General features: G+C 43.1%; 15 protein-coding genes and 2 pseudogenes. 7 read left to right on the top strand and 10 right to left on the bottom strand.

The genetic code is table 11. The features are described from left to right. Positions 1-23: 23 nt before the first annotated feature. Positions 24-1,937, bottom strand: coding sequence for a tRNA uridine-5-carboxymethylaminomethyl(34) synthesis enzyme MnmG (gene mnmG / locus NLZ44_RS05060; protein WP_493752052.1), 1,914 nt, complete (start codon positions 1,935-1,937; stop codon positions 24-26). Between the two features lie 241 nt (positions 1,938-2,178). Between mnmG and NLZ44_RS05055 the strand changes: the two genes are divergently transcribed. Further along, positions 2,179-3,171 carry a hypothetical protein gene (locus tag NLZ44_RS05055; RefSeq protein WP_493752051.1) on the top strand — a complete coding sequence of 331 codons (993 nt, stop codon included), beginning with the start codon at positions 2,179-2,181 and terminating at the stop codon, positions 3,169-3,171. Positions 3,172-3,198: 27 nt separating this feature from the next. On the opposite strand, the pseudogene NLZ44_RS05050 reads toward NLZ44_RS05055, so the two are convergent. The 4 genes and pseudogenes from NLZ44_RS05050 to NLZ44_RS05035 all read right to left on the bottom strand — a co-directional run. Then, a pseudogene (locus NLZ44_RS05050) lies at positions 3,199-4,263 on the bottom strand (adenylate/guanylate cyclase domain-containing protein); the annotation flags it as partial. A 510-nt stretch (positions 4,264-4,773) separates the two neighbouring features. Further along, the gene (locus tag NLZ44_RS05045) at positions 4,774-5,307 is read right to left on the bottom strand and encodes a Rab family GTPase (RefSeq protein ID WP_493752050.1); all 534 of its coding nucleotides are present in this window, start codon (positions 5,305-5,307) and stop codon (positions 4,774-4,776) included. A 10-nt stretch (positions 5,308-5,317) separates the two neighbouring features. Then, on the bottom strand, positions 5,318-7,915 hold the full coding sequence (locus NLZ44_RS05040; RefSeq protein ID WP_493752049.1) for an OmpA family protein: 2,598 nt from the start codon (positions 7,913-7,915) through the stop codon (positions 5,318-5,320). 109 nt (positions 7,916-8,024) lie between these two features. After that, the gene (locus NLZ44_RS05035; RefSeq protein WP_493752048.1) at positions 8,025-8,630 is read right to left on the bottom strand and encodes a hypothetical protein; all 606 of its coding nucleotides are present in this window, start codon (positions 8,628-8,630) and stop codon (positions 8,025-8,027) included. A 669-nt stretch (positions 8,631-9,299) separates the two neighbouring features. On the opposite strand from NLZ44_RS05035, the gene NLZ44_RS05030 reads away from it, so the two are divergent. Next, the gene (locus NLZ44_RS05030; protein WP_493752047.1) at positions 9,300-9,566 is read left to right on the top strand and encodes a hypothetical protein; all 267 of its coding nucleotides are present in this window, start codon (positions 9,300-9,302) and stop codon (positions 9,564-9,566) included. On the opposite strand, the gene NLZ44_RS05025 is transcribed toward NLZ44_RS05030, so the two are convergent. Further along, positions 9,513-9,935, bottom strand: coding sequence for a heavy metal-responsive transcriptional regulator (locus NLZ44_RS05025; RefSeq protein WP_006616244.1), 423 nt, complete (start codon positions 9,933-9,935; stop codon positions 9,513-9,515). The two genes, NLZ44_RS05030 and NLZ44_RS05025, sit on opposite strands and share 54 nt — an antisense overlap. A 9-nt stretch (positions 9,936-9,944) precedes the next feature. Further along, complete coding sequence (locus NLZ44_RS05020) at positions 9,945-10,244, bottom strand: hypothetical protein (protein WP_493752046.1); 300 nt, start codon at positions 10,242-10,244, stop codon at positions 9,945-9,947. A gap of 362 nt (positions 10,245-10,606) precedes the next feature. Between NLZ44_RS05020 and crtD the strand changes: the two genes are divergently transcribed. Continuing rightward, a complete protein-coding gene (gene crtD / locus NLZ44_RS05015; protein ID WP_493752045.1) occupies positions 10,607-12,157 on the top strand; it encodes a C-3',4' desaturase CrtD in 1,551 nt (516 codons plus the stop codon). A gap of 62 nt (positions 12,158-12,219) precedes the next feature. Here the strand turns inward: crtD and NLZ44_RS05010 are convergent, their stop codons facing one another. Continuing rightward, positions 12,220-12,633: a DUF4278 domain-containing protein gene (locus NLZ44_RS05010; protein ID WP_493752044.1), complete on the bottom strand. Its 414-nt coding sequence runs from the start codon at positions 12,631-12,633 to the stop codon at positions 12,220-12,222. A 613-nt stretch (positions 12,634-13,246) separates the two neighbouring features. Between NLZ44_RS05010 and NLZ44_RS05005 the strand changes: the two genes are divergently transcribed. The 3 genes and pseudogenes from NLZ44_RS05005 (at position 13,247) to NLZ44_RS04995 (ending at position 15,693) form a co-directional block, all read left to right on the top strand. Then, positions 13,247-13,858, top strand: a complete 612-nt coding sequence (locus tag NLZ44_RS05005; protein WP_493752043.1) for a retropepsin-like aspartic protease family protein — start codon at positions 13,247-13,249, stop codon at positions 13,856-13,858. 154 nt (positions 13,859-14,012) lie between these two features. Then, positions 14,013-14,621, top strand: a pseudogene (locus NLZ44_RS05000) (IS607 family transposase). Continuing rightward, on the top strand, positions 14,578-15,693 hold the full coding sequence (locus tag NLZ44_RS04995; RefSeq protein ID WP_493752951.1) for an RNA-guided endonuclease InsQ/TnpB family protein: 1,116 nt from the start codon (positions 14,578-14,580) through the stop codon (positions 15,691-15,693). The pseudogene NLZ44_RS05000 and the gene NLZ44_RS04995 overlap by 44 nt, the downstream one beginning before the upstream one ends. A gap of 26 nt (positions 15,694-15,719) precedes the next feature. Here the strand turns inward: NLZ44_RS04995 and NLZ44_RS04990 are convergent, their stop codons facing one another. Continuing rightward, positions 15,720-15,857 (bottom strand): hypothetical protein, encoded by a 138-nt coding sequence (locus tag NLZ44_RS04990; protein ID WP_006624191.1) that lies wholly within the window; start codon positions 15,855-15,857, stop codon positions 15,720-15,722. Between the two features lie 17 nt (positions 15,858-15,874). Then, positions 15,875-17,566 (bottom strand): transglutaminase domain-containing protein, encoded by a 1,692-nt coding sequence (locus NLZ44_RS04985; protein ID WP_493752042.1) that lies wholly within the window; start codon positions 17,564-17,566, stop codon positions 15,875-15,877. Between the two features lie 121 nt (positions 17,567-17,687). Here NLZ44_RS04985 and NLZ44_RS04980 point away from each other — a divergent pair, with 121 nt between their 5' ends. Continuing rightward, on the top strand, positions 17,688-18,536 hold the full coding sequence (locus NLZ44_RS04980; protein ID WP_493752041.1) for a DUF928 domain-containing protein: 849 nt from the start codon (positions 17,688-17,690) through the stop codon (positions 18,534-18,536). Positions 18,537-18,618 lie beyond the last annotated feature (82 nt).

The raw sequence follows: 18,618 nt of genomic DNA, 5'->3' as shown, positions 1-18,618 counted from the left end.
AATAGATAGTTAATCATCAACCGTTATTTAATAGCGATCGCCGGTTGACGGTGGCGCACTTCCAGATAAATTAACAAGGCGTTAATATCTGCGGGGTTGACCCCACCAATACGGGAAGCCTGACCAATAGTTAAAGGTTTGATCCGGTTTAATTTTTCCCGTGACTCCATAGATAGGGTTTCAATGGTAAGATAGTCTAAGTCTTGAGGGAGTTGGCGGTTAGCATGACGGCTGATCTGATCAATTTGGTTTTGCTGGCGTTCCATATAGCCGGAATATTTAATCTCAATTTCTGCGCCTTCTTTTTCCTCTAAGGATAACTGAGAATTACCTAGGTTATAATGTTCTAAATTCCCATAGTGGAAACCGGGACGACGCAACAATTCCGCCAGACTAATTGACCCTTTAATTTTTTGTTGAGTATCAGAGGCGATCGCTATACCAATTTCGTCGCGTTCCTTAACTCTGGTCTGGTCTAGCCGCTGCTTTTCCGCGATAATATTAGCCTGTTTTTGTTGGAATAATTCCCAACGGCGATCGTCAATTAAACCAATTTCCCGACCCAAGGGAGTTAGGCGGCGATCGGCATTATCCGATCGCAATAATAACCGATACTCCGACCGACTGGTTAACATTCGATAGGGTTCTCGCAGATCCTTCGTACACAAATCATCAATTAAAGTACCGATATAACTTTGTTCCCGAGGAAACACAATCATATCTTCACCGCGCACCAATTTAACCGCATTAATTCCCGCTACAATTCCCTGCGCGGCTGCTTCTTCATATCCAGTTGTACCATTAATTTGACCCGCACAAAATAATCCCTCAATTTTCTTAGTCATCAACGTAGGATAACACTGAGTCGCGGGTAAATAGTCATACTCCACCGCATAAGCAGGTCGCAGCATCACGCAGTTTTCCAAACCCGGAAGACTCCGTAACATTTCCAACTGTAATTTTTCCGGTAAACCCGTAGAAAATCCCTGAATATAAAGTTCCGGAATATGACGGCCTTCTGGTTCAATAAAAATCTGGTGACTTTCCTTGTCAGCAAACCGCACAATTTTATCTTCAATACTCGGACAATAACGGGGTCCTTTGGCATCCACCCAACCACCATAAACGGGGGATAAATGCAAATTTTCCCTAATTAATCGATGGGTTTCCGCTGTAGTTCTGGTTAAATAACAGTTCATTTGTTCCCTTTCCACCCACACTTCAGGGTCAAAACTGAACCATCGCACTCGTTCATCTCCTGGCTGAGGTTCCAAGTTGCTATAATCAACCGATCGCTTATCCACTCGCGCGGGAGTTCCGGTTTTTAGTCGTCCTGTTTCAAACCCTAAGCGGTTCAGCGTGTCTGTAAGTCCTACGGCGGCGAATTCTCCGGCTCGTCCCGCTGGCATGGATTTGTTGCCCACCCAAATAATTCCACCTAAAAAAGTCCCTGTAGTTAGGATGACCGCTTTACAGGCAAATGCTACACCGAAATAGGTTTCTACCCCTATGATTTCGTCATTTAATCCTAAGACTAAATCCGTTACCATTCCCTCCCGGACAGATAGATTTTCTTGGTTTTCGACTATTTGTCGCATTACTGCTGCATATTCGCGCTTATCCGTTTGCGCCCGTAACGCCCAAACAGCCGGTCCGCGAGAGTTGTTAAGTAGCCGTTTTTGCAGGTAGGTGCGATCGGCCATTTTGCCAATTTCTCCCCCCAGTGCATCGACTTCGTGGGTGAGTTGAGACTTCGCCGGAGCCCCCACAGCCGGGTTACAGGGTTGCCAGCCAATTTTATCTAAATTTAGGGTCAGCAGCAACGTGCGACAACCCAAACGCGCTGAGGCTAAAGCCGCTTCGCAGCCTGAGTGTCCGCCACCGACTACGATGATCTCAAATTCTTCTTGAAAGTCTACGGGTGAATTTACTGTCATAGTTGGGATATTTTACAATGTCGCTCTATTTGATTTTAGGGATATCTCATGATATTATAGTTATTTTAACATTGATTGGGGATTGTCTTATAGATAATTAGGGGCGATCGCTGCCAAATTTAGGTATTTTTTCAAGAGTAACCCTGGGAATAGATCATCAGTATATAGGATGATCACCCTAATTAATGATTACCCAGATGTATAATATCTGAATTAAATGTTGATTTAATCACCCACAAAAATGATAAATATTCCGGCTTTAGTTAATGTGGCGATCGGTCTGTTTTTTATTTACCTGATTTTTAGCCTGTTAGTCTCAAATTTACAGGAACTTATTGCCTCTTATTTGTTTGACTGGCGCGCCAAAAATCTGAAAGCATCTATTCAGAGCATTTTAGGGGATGCCATGACCGAAAAAATTTATAATCATCCTTTAATCGGGTCCTTACAAGATTATAAAATAGATAGATTTAACCTGGGTGTAGGTCCTTCTTATATTCCTGATGATACCTTTGCTTTGGTATTGATTAGTGTATTGATGGAAACGGCGGGACAAGAATCAAAAATTGTCACTTTATCTGTGGATGATTTTAAAGAGGCGATCGCTTCTCAACCCGTCGCCAAAATTCTCAAGCCGGAACATATAGGATTAATGCGATCGCTCGCTAATCAAGCACAAATTAATTGCTTTGAAAATGATTTTATTAAGGCTTTAGAAACCCAGTTAATTGATTGGTTTAATAAATCCATGGAACGCGCTTCCGGTGTCTTTAAGCGTCGAGTTAAGTTGATGATTTTAGCCCTGGGATTTGGGGTGGCTATCATCATGAATGTTGATACTATTAATATTGCTAACCGCCTCTCCTTAGAACCTGTTATTCGCCAACAAGTTAGCCAAGATATTCCGTTGATTTTAAGTGATAGTGATTCCTGGCAAAACTATATCAATTGTTTGAGTTCAAATTCCTTAGATAAAAAGGACTGTGAAACCCTTGTCAGTCCCGATTTTATGAAGATAGCACAAGAGAAACTCTTGGATCTTCCTTTGGGTTGGAGTTCCGCTAATTTACGCTACCAATTTGGGGGTGAAATTTCGGGATTGACAATTCTTAGAGTCATTGGTGGTTGGCTATTAACAGCGATCGCTATCTCCATGGGGTCTTCATTTTGGTTTGATCTCCTCAACCGATTGATTGATGTTCGTAACACCGGAAATAAGCCAGATGATACATAAAAGTAAATAGTCAACAGTCACAAGTTATCAATTCACATTAGTTGTGACTTGACTATAATTAACGTTGGGATTTCTTTTCGGTCCAAACAAAAAATAGGTAATCATTTTACCTTTACCTTTGACATCTATCATCTCTCGCTTTTCAAATAAATACTGATGTTGTAGGAGTTGATAAGTATCCTCAGAAACATGAATTTTGCCAGGTATACCATGGGACTCCATGCGAGATGCAGTGTTAACCGTATCACCCCATAAATCATAAATAAATTTTTTCAAACCAATCACACCCGCCACTACTGGTCCGCTGTGAATACCGATGCGGATACTTAATGTTCGGTTTTGTGTCTTATTTAATTCTGCCATAACTTTTTGCATATTAATAGCCATTTCTGCAATAGCAATAGCATGATCATCGCGACGGTTTGGGAGTCCTCCCACTACCATATAAGCATCTCCAATAGTTTTGATTTTTTCCAATCCATAGGCTTCTGTAAGCATATCAAAAGCCGAAAAAATATGGTTTAAAAGGTTGACTAAATCCACCGGAGAAAGTTCTGAGGCTAACTGAGTAAAACCGACAATATCAGCAAATAATACTGTAACTTCTGCAAAACTTTCCGCTACCACACTCGGTTTTTGTTTCAGCTTATCAGCAATCTTTTTAGGCAATATATTAAGTAAAAGACGTTCCGTTTGTTCTCGCTCATGCTGTAAAGCTGCTTCTGTTAATAAGCGTTCCGTAATGTCCCGTAAAATCGCTCGTGTGGCGATCGCTTTACCATTTTCTAATTTACAATTGATACTACCTTCTACGGAAATTTTCTGACCATCTTTAGTAATGAATTCCGCTTTAATAGAATCAACCAAATCTCCCGCCACTAGACGAGCCAAAATCTGCAAAAAATGAAATTTATTATCAGGATGAATAATCTCAAAAATAGTCAGATTAGATATTTCTGATTCAGTATATCCTAGGGTTTCTTTCCAAGCTCTGTTGACATAGATCAAACGACCATCCATCCCAAAAGACTGAATTAAATCACTAGCATTTTCAAATAAATCTCGATATTTTTCTTCACTTTCCGCTAACGCTCGTAATAACAGGCTAGTTTCGTTGGTACTTTGAACCAATTTCTGCTCTAAAACCATTCTATCTGTCACATCAGAAAAAAATAGAATTAGCTGATATTCTTGTTTCTCATCATCATAATAGCGATTTACAAAAAAATCTAAATAAAGCGGAGATTCTGGTTCAAAAAAACGACCAATTCCTTTGATTTCAAAAGATGGGAATTCTCCCCGCAATACCTCTATTAACATCTCCTCAGTTCCGAATAGTTCTGGTAAACCATTTCGGATATCTTCACCCGGTTGAAATTGCTCTGGTTCCTCAGCAAAACGCTCCACATTTGTTGACACTTCACAGATGATTAAATTAGCATCAACAATTAAATATTCTAAGTGATGGGGAACTACAATTTTAGAGCTAACTTGCTTCATATCATTATCTGGTATATTCAATATTTTTTAGACCCTGATTTTAACTAATTCTACCTGATTACTGAAATTTATGCCATTCTGGTCATCTCCCATGGCTAACCATTAAACAGTAACTACCATACTGTAAGCCAATTTTTGGAAGATTTCATCCACATAATCACCGGTTTTAGCCGAAGTTTGATAAATCCCCAAGGCTTTTTTTGTAACTGGTTCTGGTACATATTTAGTCAAGTTTTCCAGGTCTTTTTCTGCCACCAAATCCGCCTTATTCAAGGCAACAATTATTTGCCCTTTCGGGTTCACAGATAAAAATAAATTCAAGTGTTCAATTAACCGCTCAATAGTTTCTTGGCGAGTGAGATCTGCTACCAAAATCACCCCACCCGATCCCTGTAGGTAAGAAGGAGCAATTGCTTTAAATTTTGTGTGGCCTTCTATATCCCAAATTAACAACTGTAAATTGACTGTTTCTTGCTGTTTGACATTTTGTAATTCAACCGCTTTGCGGGAAATTTTCACCCCCACGGTTGACAGATATTGGTCGCTGAATTGACGATCTACAAAACGCCGAATTAGGCTGGTTTTACCAACACTAAAGTCGCCAACCATACACATTTTTTTAGAAATTGTAGACATTTGATTAAGGTTATTCTCCCTGGCCTGTTTCTTGGTTATCTATTATTTCAAATACCACAGTTCTCCCCAATAATAAAGGCTGATGAGATACAATGTCTGTAGGCGGCTGGGCGTTACCTACTACCTCTAGGCGCTTAGGGTCGATTCCTTGTTTTGTCAAAGCGTCGCGGACTGCTGTGGCTCGATTGAGGGCTAATTGCTGATTTATAGCAGCATTTCCCCTGAGATCAGTATGACCAATAATTCTCAGGGACAGTTGCGGATACTTATCCAAAAATTCTGTTATTCTGGTTATGATTTTCAGATCCTGGGGGTTGATCTGTGCTGAACCCGAATTAAAGTAGATGCGATTTTCTATGCGGACTGGATCAATTTTTAAGGTGCTAACAACTGATTTTACGCCGGGAATATTTTCAAAGGTGGCGGGAATTATTTGAGCATCTCTCATTTGTCTGACTTGACCACTAATAATAACTTGGCGATCGCTATAATTGGTTTCAATATTAACGCCAGACATTTCATTAAAAACCACCGTCATGCGTTCCACTTCCCCAGCCGTTACTATAGGCTCTGGAGGTACATCGACAGCGATAATTTGGTTGTCTATCTGCAAGTCAGAAGCCGTATATACAGCTAAGTTTTCCGCTAGTTCCCGTAATCTTTCATTAGGAACTTTTCCACTCAGTCTTAATTGCTCACCTTCCACTGATACAGCAATCTTATAAATCGCTAACTCAGGAGTTGCAGCCAAGGTTTGGGCGGTTTGATCTGCTATGCGTCTTTGTAGGTATTCTTGATAATAAAAATATCCCCAGGGAATGAAAATTAACATCCCTATCAATACTCCCAAACTAATGATAGCCAGAGGTAGCCGCTTTAATTTTTGTGCGAGGACAAATTTAATTAAACTTTCTAATAACTGATGTACAGCAATCGGAATATTATCGCGATCGCCATCAAAATTTTCGATAAATTCTCCATAATCTAAAACAATTAGACCCATAGTTTTTCGCATTTTCGTGATAAATTCTGGGGTAGGATCCCCTTTACTTACCACAGCTAAATAACAGTAACCCGCTACCTCTAGGATGATTTTAGAATCCCCATACTCAATCTCATTTAGTTCTGAATAATTATCAATTTGGACAATGCAATCATTCACAAAACTCCGAATAGCAGTTAACATCCCTGCTACCATTTCTGACTCAAGGCTATAGCTACCAGAAGCCTGCACCTCCGAAATCACTAACCCTGAGTTTTTATGAATTAAAAATATGGCTTGAACTGCAAAAGGTATAGATTCTTGAAGGATTAATTCTGCTTCCGAAACCCCCTTCATTTTAGATTTGATTTTCCGCGCCACTCCCTCCACGCTAAAAGCATTAGCTACTTTGTCGTTAATATTCTGAACAGCCTCGGCTAGATATTTACTGATGGTATTACCAATCACCGGATATAAAGCATCTACCATCGCATCACGTTCTAGGCGAATTTGCTCCTTAATAGCTTTACCCATTTCCGGTGCTAAAGCATTAGGTATGGCATTTTTATCTAATTTTATTTGCTCACTAATAGCGATCGCTATTTCCGGTGCTAAAGCCTTCGCCACTTCTTCCGGGCAGTTTTTCATGTGCTGAGAAATAGCCCCAGGTAATAAATCAGCGATCGCATTAATCATCCCCGACTTATCTTGTCGTTTTTTTCCCGCAATAATCTCATCAATAATCGGCACAATTGAGTCTATAACTTCTTGTTTAGACAGAAGCATTTGCTCATTAATGATAGCTGTTATAGCCGGAAGTAATAGGTTAAAAATCTGGTCAGGATCATCAAATTTATCCTGAACCGCTTGCAGTTTCTGTTCCGCCGAATTAATTTGGTTCTGTAGCCTCGGTAACTCAGTCTCAAGATAACTTTTAGTGACTTTTTCAAACTCCGAGAATTTGGAACCTAGCAGCAGATCTTGTAATGCGTCGAAAGGGTCAGACAAGTCCTGGCTTAGATCTACTTCTGTTTCTGTATCGCTGGTTTGGTTTTCTGGCGGCGCAGAAACAGAGGTTTTCTCCTCCTCCAAATCAGAACCATTATTATTATTTGCATGAGATTTAGCAGTTTCTCCAGACTCGACAGACACTGGATCATCAAAATACTTACTAAACTCATTTTGCGAAATTTCAATTAATCGAACCGCCTTAGTCACCACTTCCTCATCCTCTGGGATTAACTCAGAGAATGCTGTCTCTACCTTAGTCTCTACCTTCTTAGTAGTCTCTACCTTTTTAGTCTCTACCTTCTTAGTCTCTACCTGGGTAAAATCTTCTGGTTTAGCAGAAAGTATATCCTCCCTTTTCACCCCCAGATTTTGTGAATTACTTTTACGAGAATATGAGGATTTTTGTTCCTGCTTAATATTGCCATTTTGAGATGGAGAATTATCAACTTTGGGAGTTTGAGGTGAGTTAGTGATAGATTCATCATTAGGCTTCCCAAGCAACACATCAATCAAAAGATCAACCAACTCATCCAGTTGTGGTTCAGACTCAACAGATTCTAACTCAACCTCTTGTGATTGATTTATGCTCTTGGGAGTTTCTTGCGATATAGTCATAAATGCCACCCCTGATAGATAATTCAGTCACCTTACTAACAGTATAACCAAACCAACCTCACCCCAAAATCCTTTAAAATTCAATCAGCAATACTGATTAATTGCCCGATTAATTATCATTAGATTCCAGCAATTGAATATCAGTATACATATTAGTATCCGCCGCCTCTTGAAGCTGTGGCACAAACTCCGTCCCCTTTAGCTTCATCCCCATTTCAAACAGTATTTCTGCCATATCATGTTTAGAAACTTTGTCATTTCCCATCATCGACAAACGCTGCTCAAGTTGCTCAAATACCTGAGTTTTTAAATTCCTAAAGTCTTCTTGCAACCTATCTCTAGTTTGATTGAATTCATCACGGATCAGGTTAGTTTGAGTGTCCAGAGATTGATCCAAAGATTCAATACTGTTAGAAAACTTACGATTGATTCTCTCAAGCTGCTGTCGCAGTTCCGTGGCTTCTTCTTTACTCTCTGTACTTAGAGATTTAAACTTTTTATCAAAGGCTTCGTGAGTCGCCCTAATTTCAGTCGAAAAAACACTTTTTAGCTGTTGTGCATAATCATGCAATTCTTGCTGAAGCCTAGATAAATCAGACTCCATTTTCTCGAAGCGGTTATTAAACTCTCTGATATTAGAACCAAAAATGATATCGCGAATTTGCTCAATATTAGCTAATCTTTCGCGCATTTCTTCTTTACTTATATCCGACATAATTTCTCCTGGTAGTTGTAGCAGTTATCCTGGTTACTGAATCTTTGGGGGTATCCTCCCTACTTAACCCTGTGGATAAAGGGGGACATTTCCCAGACCCTATGATTGATAATTTTTGGGCTTTTTCCCCTAGGGCGGTTCTCGGGGGGTTGAGGGTTAGCGTGGCGAGATACACTCTCTTGGAGTCTTCCAGTCCTTACCCAGACTGATAGTCCGAGTCCCGCTGACCAAATATCAATGCTGGCTTTTCTGAACCTACCCCATAGCTGTTGGCTTGGCTTTGTAGGAAAGTTATCAATTTTCGCCACCCCTAATCACTGATAGCACGCGATCGCCTCCCATAGTAGGTTATTCCAGCCAAGTTCCAATTTTCCCACACTCTTACTTGCCCTTGGGGGTCCTTGCTTCCTGGCAAGGTGTCTTGATGACCATGACATTATACCATTGCACGACAAGTATTTGTTCGGTTTACTATGGGAGTTGTATATCACAAAACAAATAATTGTCAAGATGTATGTCACAATTGTTATGACCCTGTGTTATCCAATACTAGCAAGGACGGATACTGATAGTTATGTGGACTTAACCCAAGATACTATTGGCGCATTGACAGATTTTGGGTAATTAAGTTAAACTAGGGAGATAGTCCCAAAAACAACATAAAACCCAATGGCACAACAACTAAAGCGCTGGGAGTCCCCGCGTCGCCAAGGGCGCAACCACAAAGGTAAAGGTGGTGCGGCTAGAATGCGACAGCTAAAAAAACAACAGCAACAGTTGCGTAAACAACTCCAAATCAACCAACCCAAAGACCAACACCAACACCAAAACCCAAAATCACCAATTCAGGGGAAGGATCATTTATCCTTCCCTCTTTTGATTTTAGGGTTTCAGTTGAATATTGGGGCAAATAGTATCAGCCATGCGACTCGCTGACGGCTGATCTTCCCACTGACTCAGTAACTCCTGAAGTTCTCCCTTCAAGCCTTCTAGGGCGATAATTTGTTGATTAATATCCGCCACCTTAGCTTGTAAACGCTGCTTCACTTGGTCACAGGGAATGTCACCACGATCGCGAATTTTCAGAATTTCCGCAATTTCCGCCAAACTCAACCCCAACCCTTGCGCGCGTTTAATAAATGCCAGTCGGGTCAATACTTCCGGAGCAAATAGCCGATAACCCGACCTGCTACGATCAACAGTCGGCCAGAGTAACCCAATATCATCATAGTAGCGAATTGTTTTCACCGATAAACCACTTTCGGCCGCTACCTCTCCAATTTTCAGCAACTTATCAACCCCCAAGCTAACTCATTAGTAGGGAGGACGAGGCTTTTTATTCTGAGTCAGCATAGGTAAGGAAGGACGGGAACCACTCGGCGGTAAATAGTATTCCGGCGCGGTTTCCGTTTGTTGTTCCACCTGCGATCGCTGAAGAAGCCACCAACGCCAGGCTACCGCTACTCCCACGGTTCCCAGACCCAGGCTCAACAGCGGTAAACTCGCAGTTACACCACCAATTACACTATCAACAGCCCCAACTGTAATCACAAAACTGACAATTGGTTCTCTGCGGTAAGCAGACTTTAAAATTCTCGGTAACAAAGCGTTCATATTACTTTGACTCTGCTGTTTAGTATTAGTTTAGACGGAATCAGACTCAACCAGGTTGCTACAGCATTTAGGCTCCTTGTGAATTGTAGGGCAGCTAGGTCAACTTGAAAAGTCGCTTAGGTATCAATTTTTTGATCACCCCCCTACTGGTCGCTACTGGTCGCTATTCCTCCGACCCTTACCCTTACCCTTCCCCCATACCATTATAACTTCAGTCTAGGTGAACTGGAAACCGGGATAGTTTGACAAACCTACTCACCACCGGCCCCATTAGATTTTAACACAAGACAGAGCCAAAATAGGTAGTTAAGATTCCCCAAAATTTGCTATAATCCAAAACCAGCATTCCTACCCAATAATTAATGAAAGAAGTTGATAACCTTCCCACTCCAAATAGGGTAATTGTAATTGGTGCTGGTATAGGCGGATTAACCACCGCCGCACTACTGGCTCATCAAGGATATTCCGTGTTAGTCCTCGACCAAGCCATAGTTCCGGGCGGCTGTGCTTCCAGCTTTAAACGTAAAGGTTTTACCTTTGATGTAGGGGCGACCCAAGTTGCTGGTTTAGAACCCGGCGGCATTCATCATCGGATTTTCTCGGAATTAGAAATAGACTTACCAGCCGCCACCTTCTGCGACCCGGCTTGTGCCGTCTTTTTACCGGGAGAAACCCAGCCGATTCGAGTTTGGAGAGACCCAGAAAAATGGCAGCAGGAACGACAAGAACAGTTCCCAGGTAGTGAAAAATTTTGGCAATTAATGGGAACTCTATTTGAAGCTAGTTGGCGGTTTCAAAGTCGCGATCCGATTTTACCTCCTCGGAATTGGTGGGATTTAGTGCAACTGGTGAAAGCCTTGCGTCTCGATACGATGATTACCCTACCTTTTACCCTATTGACCGTAGGGCATCTATTGCGGATCTATGGAATAGACAACGATCGCCGTCTGAAAACCTTTCTGGATTTACAATTAAAATTATACTCCCAGGTGAACGCCGATGAAACCGCATTACTGTATGCAGCCACCGCCTTGGGAGTATCCCAATCACCCCAAGGACTCTATCATTTACAGGGGAGTATGCAAGTATTAAGCGATCGCCTAGTAGCCAGCCTGAAACGAGACCAAGGAACCCTATTAATGGGTCATACCGTAGAAGCGATCGAAACCGAAAACCGTCAAGTCGTAGCCGTCAAAATTCGCGATCAAAAAACCGGGAAAGTGTGGCGAGAAACCACCGATATAGTAGTTGCTAACGTCACAGTTCAGAACATAGTTAAGCTATTAGGTTGGGAAAACCACATTTCCACCAATCCCCTCGATCGCATTTACCACCACCGTATTAATAAACTCCCCCCAGCTTCTGGGGCTTTCGTGATTTATTTAGGAGTTGATCAGTCAGCCATTCCCCCGGAATGTCCCCCCCATCTCCAATTTCTTTACGACTATAACCGACCCATTGGCGAAAACAATTCCCTATTTGTTTCCGTCAGCCACCCAGGGGACGGACGCGCCCCCGACGGACAAGCCACCATTATTGCTTCTAGTTTCACAGATACGCAGCAATGGTGGCATAACCCAGATTATCAGAAACTCAAACACGAATACACCCAACAGGCCATTAATCGTCTAAGTTCCTCCTTTCAGCTTACCCCAGAAACAATCATTTATTCCTGTGCCGCCACCCCCCGCACTTTCGCCCGTTATACCGCGCGTGACCAAGGCGTTGTCGGTGGTGTAGGTCAGCGGATTTCCACCTTTGGACCTTTTGGCTTTTCCAATCGTACCCCCATTAATGGATTATGGCTAGTGGGAGACTGTACCCACCCCGGAGAGGGAACAGCAGGGGTATCCTATTCAGCTTTAACCGTAGTCCGACAACTCGAAAACCAGTTCACCCCTCCAAAACATTAGGGCGGCGCAGACATTTCTACACCACCCCAGACATTGATTTTGCGTCAAATATGCTGTAAAATCTAGCAGGCTATCTGTTGAGCTTCTGCCTCTAACAAACTCAACAATCTTTGGTCGCCTCGTTCCCGGGCTGCTTTCTGTCTCCGTTCCAGAAGACGGCACAAATTAGCCGAATGTACTTTAGCTAATTCTTCGGGAGCGATCGCACAGGTATCCCCACTCGTCGCCGGGGGTGGCTCAGGTTTAGCATCATTTGTCGCTACAGCCACCATCATAGTGTTTTGGTCTCTAGGTTCACCCACAGAGTACGAAGCACCCCTATATTTGAGGTTTCCGTGGGGTTGGGGGACAGGAATATGGCGAGGGTAATGGAAATGGCAATCTTGGCCCCTATATTTTCCACAAACCTCTGATTCTACCACATCCATTGGTTGAAATTCATGGTTATAGTTAACGCCGCGATAGGCTAGTTTCATATCTGTTTCTCCGAAAGGGTAATTTTTAAAGTCTACTTTGTTATTCTGTATTCATTGTTACATTTTTATCGGTTGATTCCCAATATTTTATAAAAATTTACATATTTCCCATAACAGCCTCAGCAGCGATTCTACCTAAGCCACCGACTGAGCATTCCCTCCAACCACACACCAGACACCCCATAAAACCTAATTCCCCTCCCCATCATGTAAATTTTTGTTACAAAAGTTAAGAAATATTACAAAAAATTTTTTTTGGGGGGGTGGGTTGCTGGTGGGGTTGACCTGTGCTATTATTTTAGATAATGGTAATATTTGCTTTTATTTACAAATTAAAAAGATTTGCATTATGAAGCTATTAACCTAAAGCGTACCATTAATTCTTGGCAGTTGTCAACCCCCGGCGGCAATTTGGCCGAACATTTTTTTTTAAATTGACGAAAACATCAACTTTGTCCCCAAAGATAAAGCTATAATGGTGGTAGACGGGTCCAAATGGGTCTGGGAATGTCAAAGTACCATCGAGATTAATCTTAGACCCCTATAAAAGGCGATAATCAAACCCTATAGAAACGAGATATAACTAAACCTCATTTCCAAGGAAAGTTGAGTTATGAATAACCACAGTATCAATGGTAAATCCCATTTTCCCAATTTGGTGCCGACTATACCTATTACAGTAGGTTTACTGGTGGTAAGTGCCGCCTTCTATCCCCAAGGGTTGGCTACGGCACAAGAACAACCAGGCTGTTTTGCTCGGACAAGATCGGGTCGGTTGATTAATCTTAATGAGATTTGTAATTTTCCCGAAGTTGTGACCCCCCCCGGCGGTACTGCTGTCCTTCCCAGCGCAGCGGGAGTTTACCAAGCACCGATTATTGACCGACACCAAGGCATCCCCGTTGTACTAGCTACTTTTAATGATAGCCAACCGTTTCCAATGATGATTGATACGGGGGCTAGTGGAACTGTCATCACGCCGCTGATGGCGGAGGTATTGGGTGTGATTCCCACGGGGCGAGGTTTGGCGAATACCCCCAGCCAGCAAAATGTTGAATTTGACCTGGGTCAAATTATCTCTATTGAAGTTGGCGGCGCAATGGCTAGTAATTTGACAGTGGCGATCGCACCTGCTTTAGAAGTAGGATTGTTAGGGCAGGACTTTTTTGGTCAGTATGATGTGACTATTAGAGAAGATGTGATCGAGTTTCGGACCAGGGGATAATCCCTAATCTGCCATTCCCACCCCCTCACCTACACTTACATTACCTTCACCCTAAATCAGAATCCCTGGGGGGGAGAGCATGATTTAATCTAAAATTAGGTTAATATTTTAGGGCAATAGGGTCTAATAAGCGAGAAGAGTTGAGGATAAACCTATTGCCAGATATGTCAAACCCAAGGAAGCCGCCCAAATCCTTGGAGTCCATGAAAGAACACTCCGCAGATGGGACAACAATGGCTCAATCGAGACCATCAGAACCCCCGCTGGGCAACGACGATACAACGTTGAGTGATATACTGCTGCCAAATCAGGCAGTGACAAACGCAAAGTCGTTATCTATGCCAGAGTTAGTAGCCGCGCCCAGCAGTCAGACCTCAACCGACAGGTGGCCGCACTGTCCAACCTCTACCCCGAAGCAGAAGTCGTCTCAGAAATCGGAGGCGGGCTCAACTTCAAGGGAAAGAAAATGCTGGCCTTACTGGGACATCATTTGTCAGGAGATGTCGGCATGGTTGTCGTTGCCCACAAAGACCGATTGGCAATATGGGGATTTGACTTGTTTCGATGGCTCTATGAGCAAAACAGGTGCTCACTCATGGTTCTCAACCAGACAAGTCTCAGTCCAGAACCAGAAATGGTTGAGGACATCCTCGCCATCCTCCACTGCTTCAGTTCCCGATTATACCGACGGAGTAAATACAAAACTCAGGTCAAAGAAGATCCGGATTTACCCCAGCCCCGAGCTAAATCAAGTCTGGCGTAAATGGCTGGCTGCTTGTCGGTATTGCTACAACCAAGCAATTGCATTATCTAGGAGTGGTAAACGACTAAGCAAACTGAAATTACGCAACGAAGTGATGCAGAGTGACTTACCCGAATGGGTCAAAGAAACACCCTGCCACATTCGGCAAAATGCCATCTTTGATGCCTATCTCGCCTTTTCAGCCAGTCCAGGCGCCAGGTTTAGGAGCTGTCGGGATAGTTCTCAAGCCATCAAGTTTAACGATGCTAATTTCTCTTCAGGGAGTTGGTATCCAAGACTAACGAAAGGATTAACTTTCATGGTTTCCGAACCCATCCCTAAAACTTGCGGGCAAGGGACTCAGTTGGTGTTTACCAAAGGTCGATGGTTTGCGGTGTTTCCTGAACCTGTGGCCGTTACCCCAACTGAAGCGAATGGCGTAATTGCATTAGACCCGGGTGTGCGAACTTTCATAACTGGGTTTGATGGTTCACGATTTCTGGAATTGGGCTCCGGGGATATTGGACGCATCACTCGGTTATGTCAACATTTGGATGATTTGATGAGCCGAATCGCCAAGGAACCCTGTCGTTCAAGAAGGCGACGGATGAGGCAAGCGGCTCAACGAATGAGAACCAAAATCCGCAATCTAGTTGATGAAGCCCACAAACAAATTGCTCACTACTTGACTCACAACTACAGCCTAATTTTTTTGCCCACCTTCGAGACTTCCGATATGGTTGCCAAGGTGAAGCGTCTAATCAGGTCTAAGACTGCCCGCGCCATGCTGACATGGGCGCATTATCGATTCAAACTAACCCTGAGACATCAAGGGGAAATAACTGGAACCACAGTTGTAGATGTGACGGAAGAATACACCAGCAAAACCTGTACTCACTGTGGTCATGTGCATTCCCAGCTAGGTGGCTCAAAAGTGTTCCGATGTCCTGAGTGTGGGTTCACTCTACCACGGGACTGGAACGGTGCTTTTGGAATCTTTCTAAAAGCTTTGCGGGATACCGCCTCTGTTACCTTAACCGGTAATAGTGCTATCGTCGCATTGTCCGGCAATAGCCGGATAAATGTCGCGTAAATGTATCAGGGTCAAGAAAAATGGGGTTATTGACCGCGACGTTCCTTTTCTCGGCGGCGGCGATCGCGCCAATCAGCAAAAGTCAAATAGGCGACACCACCGGTTACCAGAAGCAACAGAGCGATCGCCATGAGAAACAGAATATTAACCGTAGTAAACTCCATGAGTGTTGTATCTTCCCCTAAATGGCTGGCAGTTCATCCAAAATGGTAAACCGAACATGGTTAATCGCCAAATTCCCCAGAGAGACCTTTTCCTTATCGACAGGAAGCCCCTGGTTAGTCAGGCGTTGAAACTTCAGCCCCTTACCTATTTCTATATGATACCAAGCCAAGCCCATAAAAAACCGTAAAGGATAAGGTCCACTACCACCAGTATCATCAGGGTTAGACTCCATAGGAACCCAGCCAAAGCCAGGAATATAGAACTCCAGCCAAACATGATTATACTCTGGTTCTAGGGGAACGCCCCGGCGATCAGCAAAAGCCGGACATTTGTAGCGTCCCACCGTCCGACAGGGTATTTCATTTAGCCGTCCCAAAGCCAGCAAGACCCCCACATACTCACCGCAGGACCCTATCCCCCGGTCTAGTACCACGTCTGGGGTTTCAATTTTAGCGGTAAGGCTGTAGTCAAGGCGATCGTAAACATAATTCCGAACATTTAATAATTTCCGCAGAATATTAGTTTCTGTCCCCACGGCTTCTTCAGCGGCTTGACGGACTATGGATGATTCCATAGCGAGGTGATCATTATCTACTAGATATTTATCCTTAAATTCCTGAGTTAATGGCTGGATTTTTTCGACATCTAAAGGATGGATTTGATATTTAATTCCTCGGACTTCTAATAATGCTTTCCATCCAAAGATGCGTCTTTCGGCGGAGTTGAGGGGTTTAAACTTAAAAACTGCTACCCTTTCTCCGGCTTCTATTTCCTCGGTAAAGGGTGTACCAATATAGGAAATTTCCCGAACTTTTTGGCGATCAGTCTCGGAGGGTAGGGCGATACGCCATTCTACATCTTCTAGGTAAATCTCTTCTAAAGGTTCGATTTCCTCTACATAGGACATCTCAATCAGATATCCGTTAGATGTGGCATATCTTTGGGACTCATTGTAGTGAAAATAGAGGGGATGAATAAAAGTGCGATCGCGTTTAGCTAGTTGATATTGTTCATAGGAGTTCGGGTCATCTCGGATAAATAATTCATCTCCCGCATAGGCGACATATAGCACTTCTTCTCCGGTTTCCGGGTCAGTATAGAACCCCAAACCCGTGGGATACTCAAAGGGAGTTAACACATTAAACTTAGTTTCCCCGGTACCACGTTCGAGACAATAAACGGTTTGTTCGAGGCGATCGCATACCCACAATTCCTCATCTCGCACCGTCAAATTTTCTATCCCAATTCCCGGGGCATAAAACCGGGTAATTTCCCGACCGCTAATGAGACTATAAACAAAAATGCACCCCCCCTGTTTAGAACTAATATAAAGAGTAGAGTTCCAAACCGCAATCCCATCAAGATTATAGGGGAGAGTTACCAAAGGTTCCGGTTTCAGATTAGCGATATTCTCACCGACAAAAGCATCTCGACAAACATAAACCGTATCATAGCGAGTAAACCATAAATCATTGGACCACACCGCCAAACCCGTGACATCAGCAAACTCAGAAGTCTGATAAGGATTCACCACCGTAGCATTATCAGTTTCCGGGTCTATCCTGAGCAAAAACCCCCGCAAGGAATCAATCGCAAAACAATTTTTGCCGACAAAAGTGATACCATAGAGCGAAGAAACACCCATCGGTCTAATAGTTCGGCGCAGAGGATGGCTAGTTGTTCCAACATTCGTTAAATTGAGATTCATGCTAACTTTGACACTCCCACTTTAAAAATAAAACAATTTTTCACAGTCAATTACGGAAACATTGGATACAATTTAGCTATCGTTATACCCTGTATCTTAACGAGTTTTTGAGTTTAATCCTATGGTTAAGACAACCCCTACTATTTTGTGGACAACCCTGTTGGGTGCGCTGTGTACTCAAACCATTGTCTGGGGTAGCCTACTCCAAGCAGCTATAGCCTACCCATCAAAGGGAGATGTGATCAGTCAAAACCAACCATCTCCATGGTTAATAGCCTTCTCACCACCCCAGCGGGGAGTTCCCGGAAGACGGGAAGGGGGAGGAACCAGAGGGACACAATGTGCTGACTATGCAAGCCTGATCAGTCTGATTCCTGTTTCCACGATGGGTTTAACCGCCCATGAGAAACCCCAATTGTTTTTTTATCTCCCAGTAGCTAGTGGGGATACCCCCATTGAGTTACTTGTGACTAAGTTACCAGATTCAGAGTCTCCCGAAACAGAAGAAATAGTGATTTATAGCACCCAATTTCAACTGGATATGGAAAATCCTGGCATTGTGGGCATAGATCTGGGGGATCTCGATGGCTTTCCGGGTTTGGAAGTGAACCAATATTATCACTGGTACCTGACAATTTTATGTGATCCGGTGAATCAATCGGTGAACCAAATTGTGGATGGTTGGATCAAAAGGATCGACTTAGACTCTGATCAGATTCTGACATTAGAAGGACTCAATGGGAGCGATCGCCTAAAATTTTATACAGAAAAGACCCTTTGGTATGATATGGTCGCCGCCTTTTCGGAATTACTTTCAGATAATCGAAGAGATACTCAAGTCCAGCAGGCTTGGCTAGAATTGTTAAGATCGGAGAATCTTGATGAAGCAGGTCGTAACCGGGTGCGTCTGTATGAACAACCCTTTATTCCGGGTAGTGGCGGGTTACGCAATCAACTCCGTTCTTACTAAGTATCCCCACCAACCCCCCGTCAATCAAGTAAGCGAGAAATTAACCTGCTGGTAGTGCCACTAGCTGGGGCTACACTTGAAG

The organism is Arthrospira sp. PCC 9901 (genome assembly GCF_059013425.1).
Note: the sequence above shows the minus strand (reverse complement) of the source record. Positions and strands in the feature narration are given on the sequence as shown.

What these genes read in the sequence shown, in the direction of transcription:
- mnmG (WP_493752052.1), bottom strand. Translation starts at nt 1,937, where the DNA reads ATGACAGTAAATTCACCCGTAGACTTTCAAGAAGAATTTGAGATCATC.
- NLZ44_RS05055 (WP_493752051.1), top strand. Translation starts at nt 2,179, where the DNA reads ATGATAAATATTCCGGCTTTAGTTAATGTGGCGATCGGTCTGTTTTTT.
- NLZ44_RS05045 (WP_493752050.1), bottom strand. Translation starts at nt 5,307, where the DNA reads ATGTCTACAATTTCTAAAAAAATGTGTATGGTTGGCGACTTTAGTGTT.
- NLZ44_RS05040 (WP_493752049.1), bottom strand. Translation starts at nt 7,915, where the DNA reads ATGACTATATCGCAAGAAACTCCCAAGAGCATAAATCAATCACAAGAG.
- NLZ44_RS05035 (WP_493752048.1), bottom strand. Translation starts at nt 8,630, where the DNA reads ATGTCGGATATAAGTAAAGAAGAAATGCGCGAAAGATTAGCTAATATT.
- NLZ44_RS05030 (WP_493752047.1), top strand. Translation starts at nt 9,300, where the DNA reads ATGGCACAACAACTAAAGCGCTGGGAGTCCCCGCGTCGCCAAGGGCGC.
- NLZ44_RS05020 (WP_493752046.1), bottom strand. Translation starts at nt 10,244, where the DNA reads ATGAACGCTTTGTTACCGAGAATTTTAAAGTCTGCTTACCGCAGAGAA.
- crtD (WP_493752045.1), top strand. Translation starts at nt 10,607, where the DNA reads ATGAAAGAAGTTGATAACCTTCCCACTCCAAATAGGGTAATTGTAATT.
- NLZ44_RS05010 (WP_493752044.1), bottom strand. Translation starts at nt 12,633, where the DNA reads ATGAAACTAGCCTATCGCGGCGTTAACTATAACCATGAATTTCAACCA.
- NLZ44_RS05005 (WP_493752043.1), top strand. Translation starts at nt 13,247, where the DNA reads ATGAATAACCACAGTATCAATGGTAAATCCCATTTTCCCAATTTGGTG.
- NLZ44_RS04990 (WP_006624191.1), bottom strand. Translation starts at nt 15,857, where the DNA reads ATGGAGTTTACTACGGTTAATATTCTGTTTCTCATGGCGATCGCTCTG.
- NLZ44_RS04985 (WP_493752042.1), bottom strand. Translation starts at nt 17,566, where the DNA reads ATGAATCTCAATTTAACGAATGTTGGAACAACTAGCCATCCTCTGCGC.
- NLZ44_RS04980 (WP_493752041.1), top strand. Translation starts at nt 17,688, where the DNA reads ATGGTTAAGACAACCCCTACTATTTTGTGGACAACCCTGTTGGGTGCG.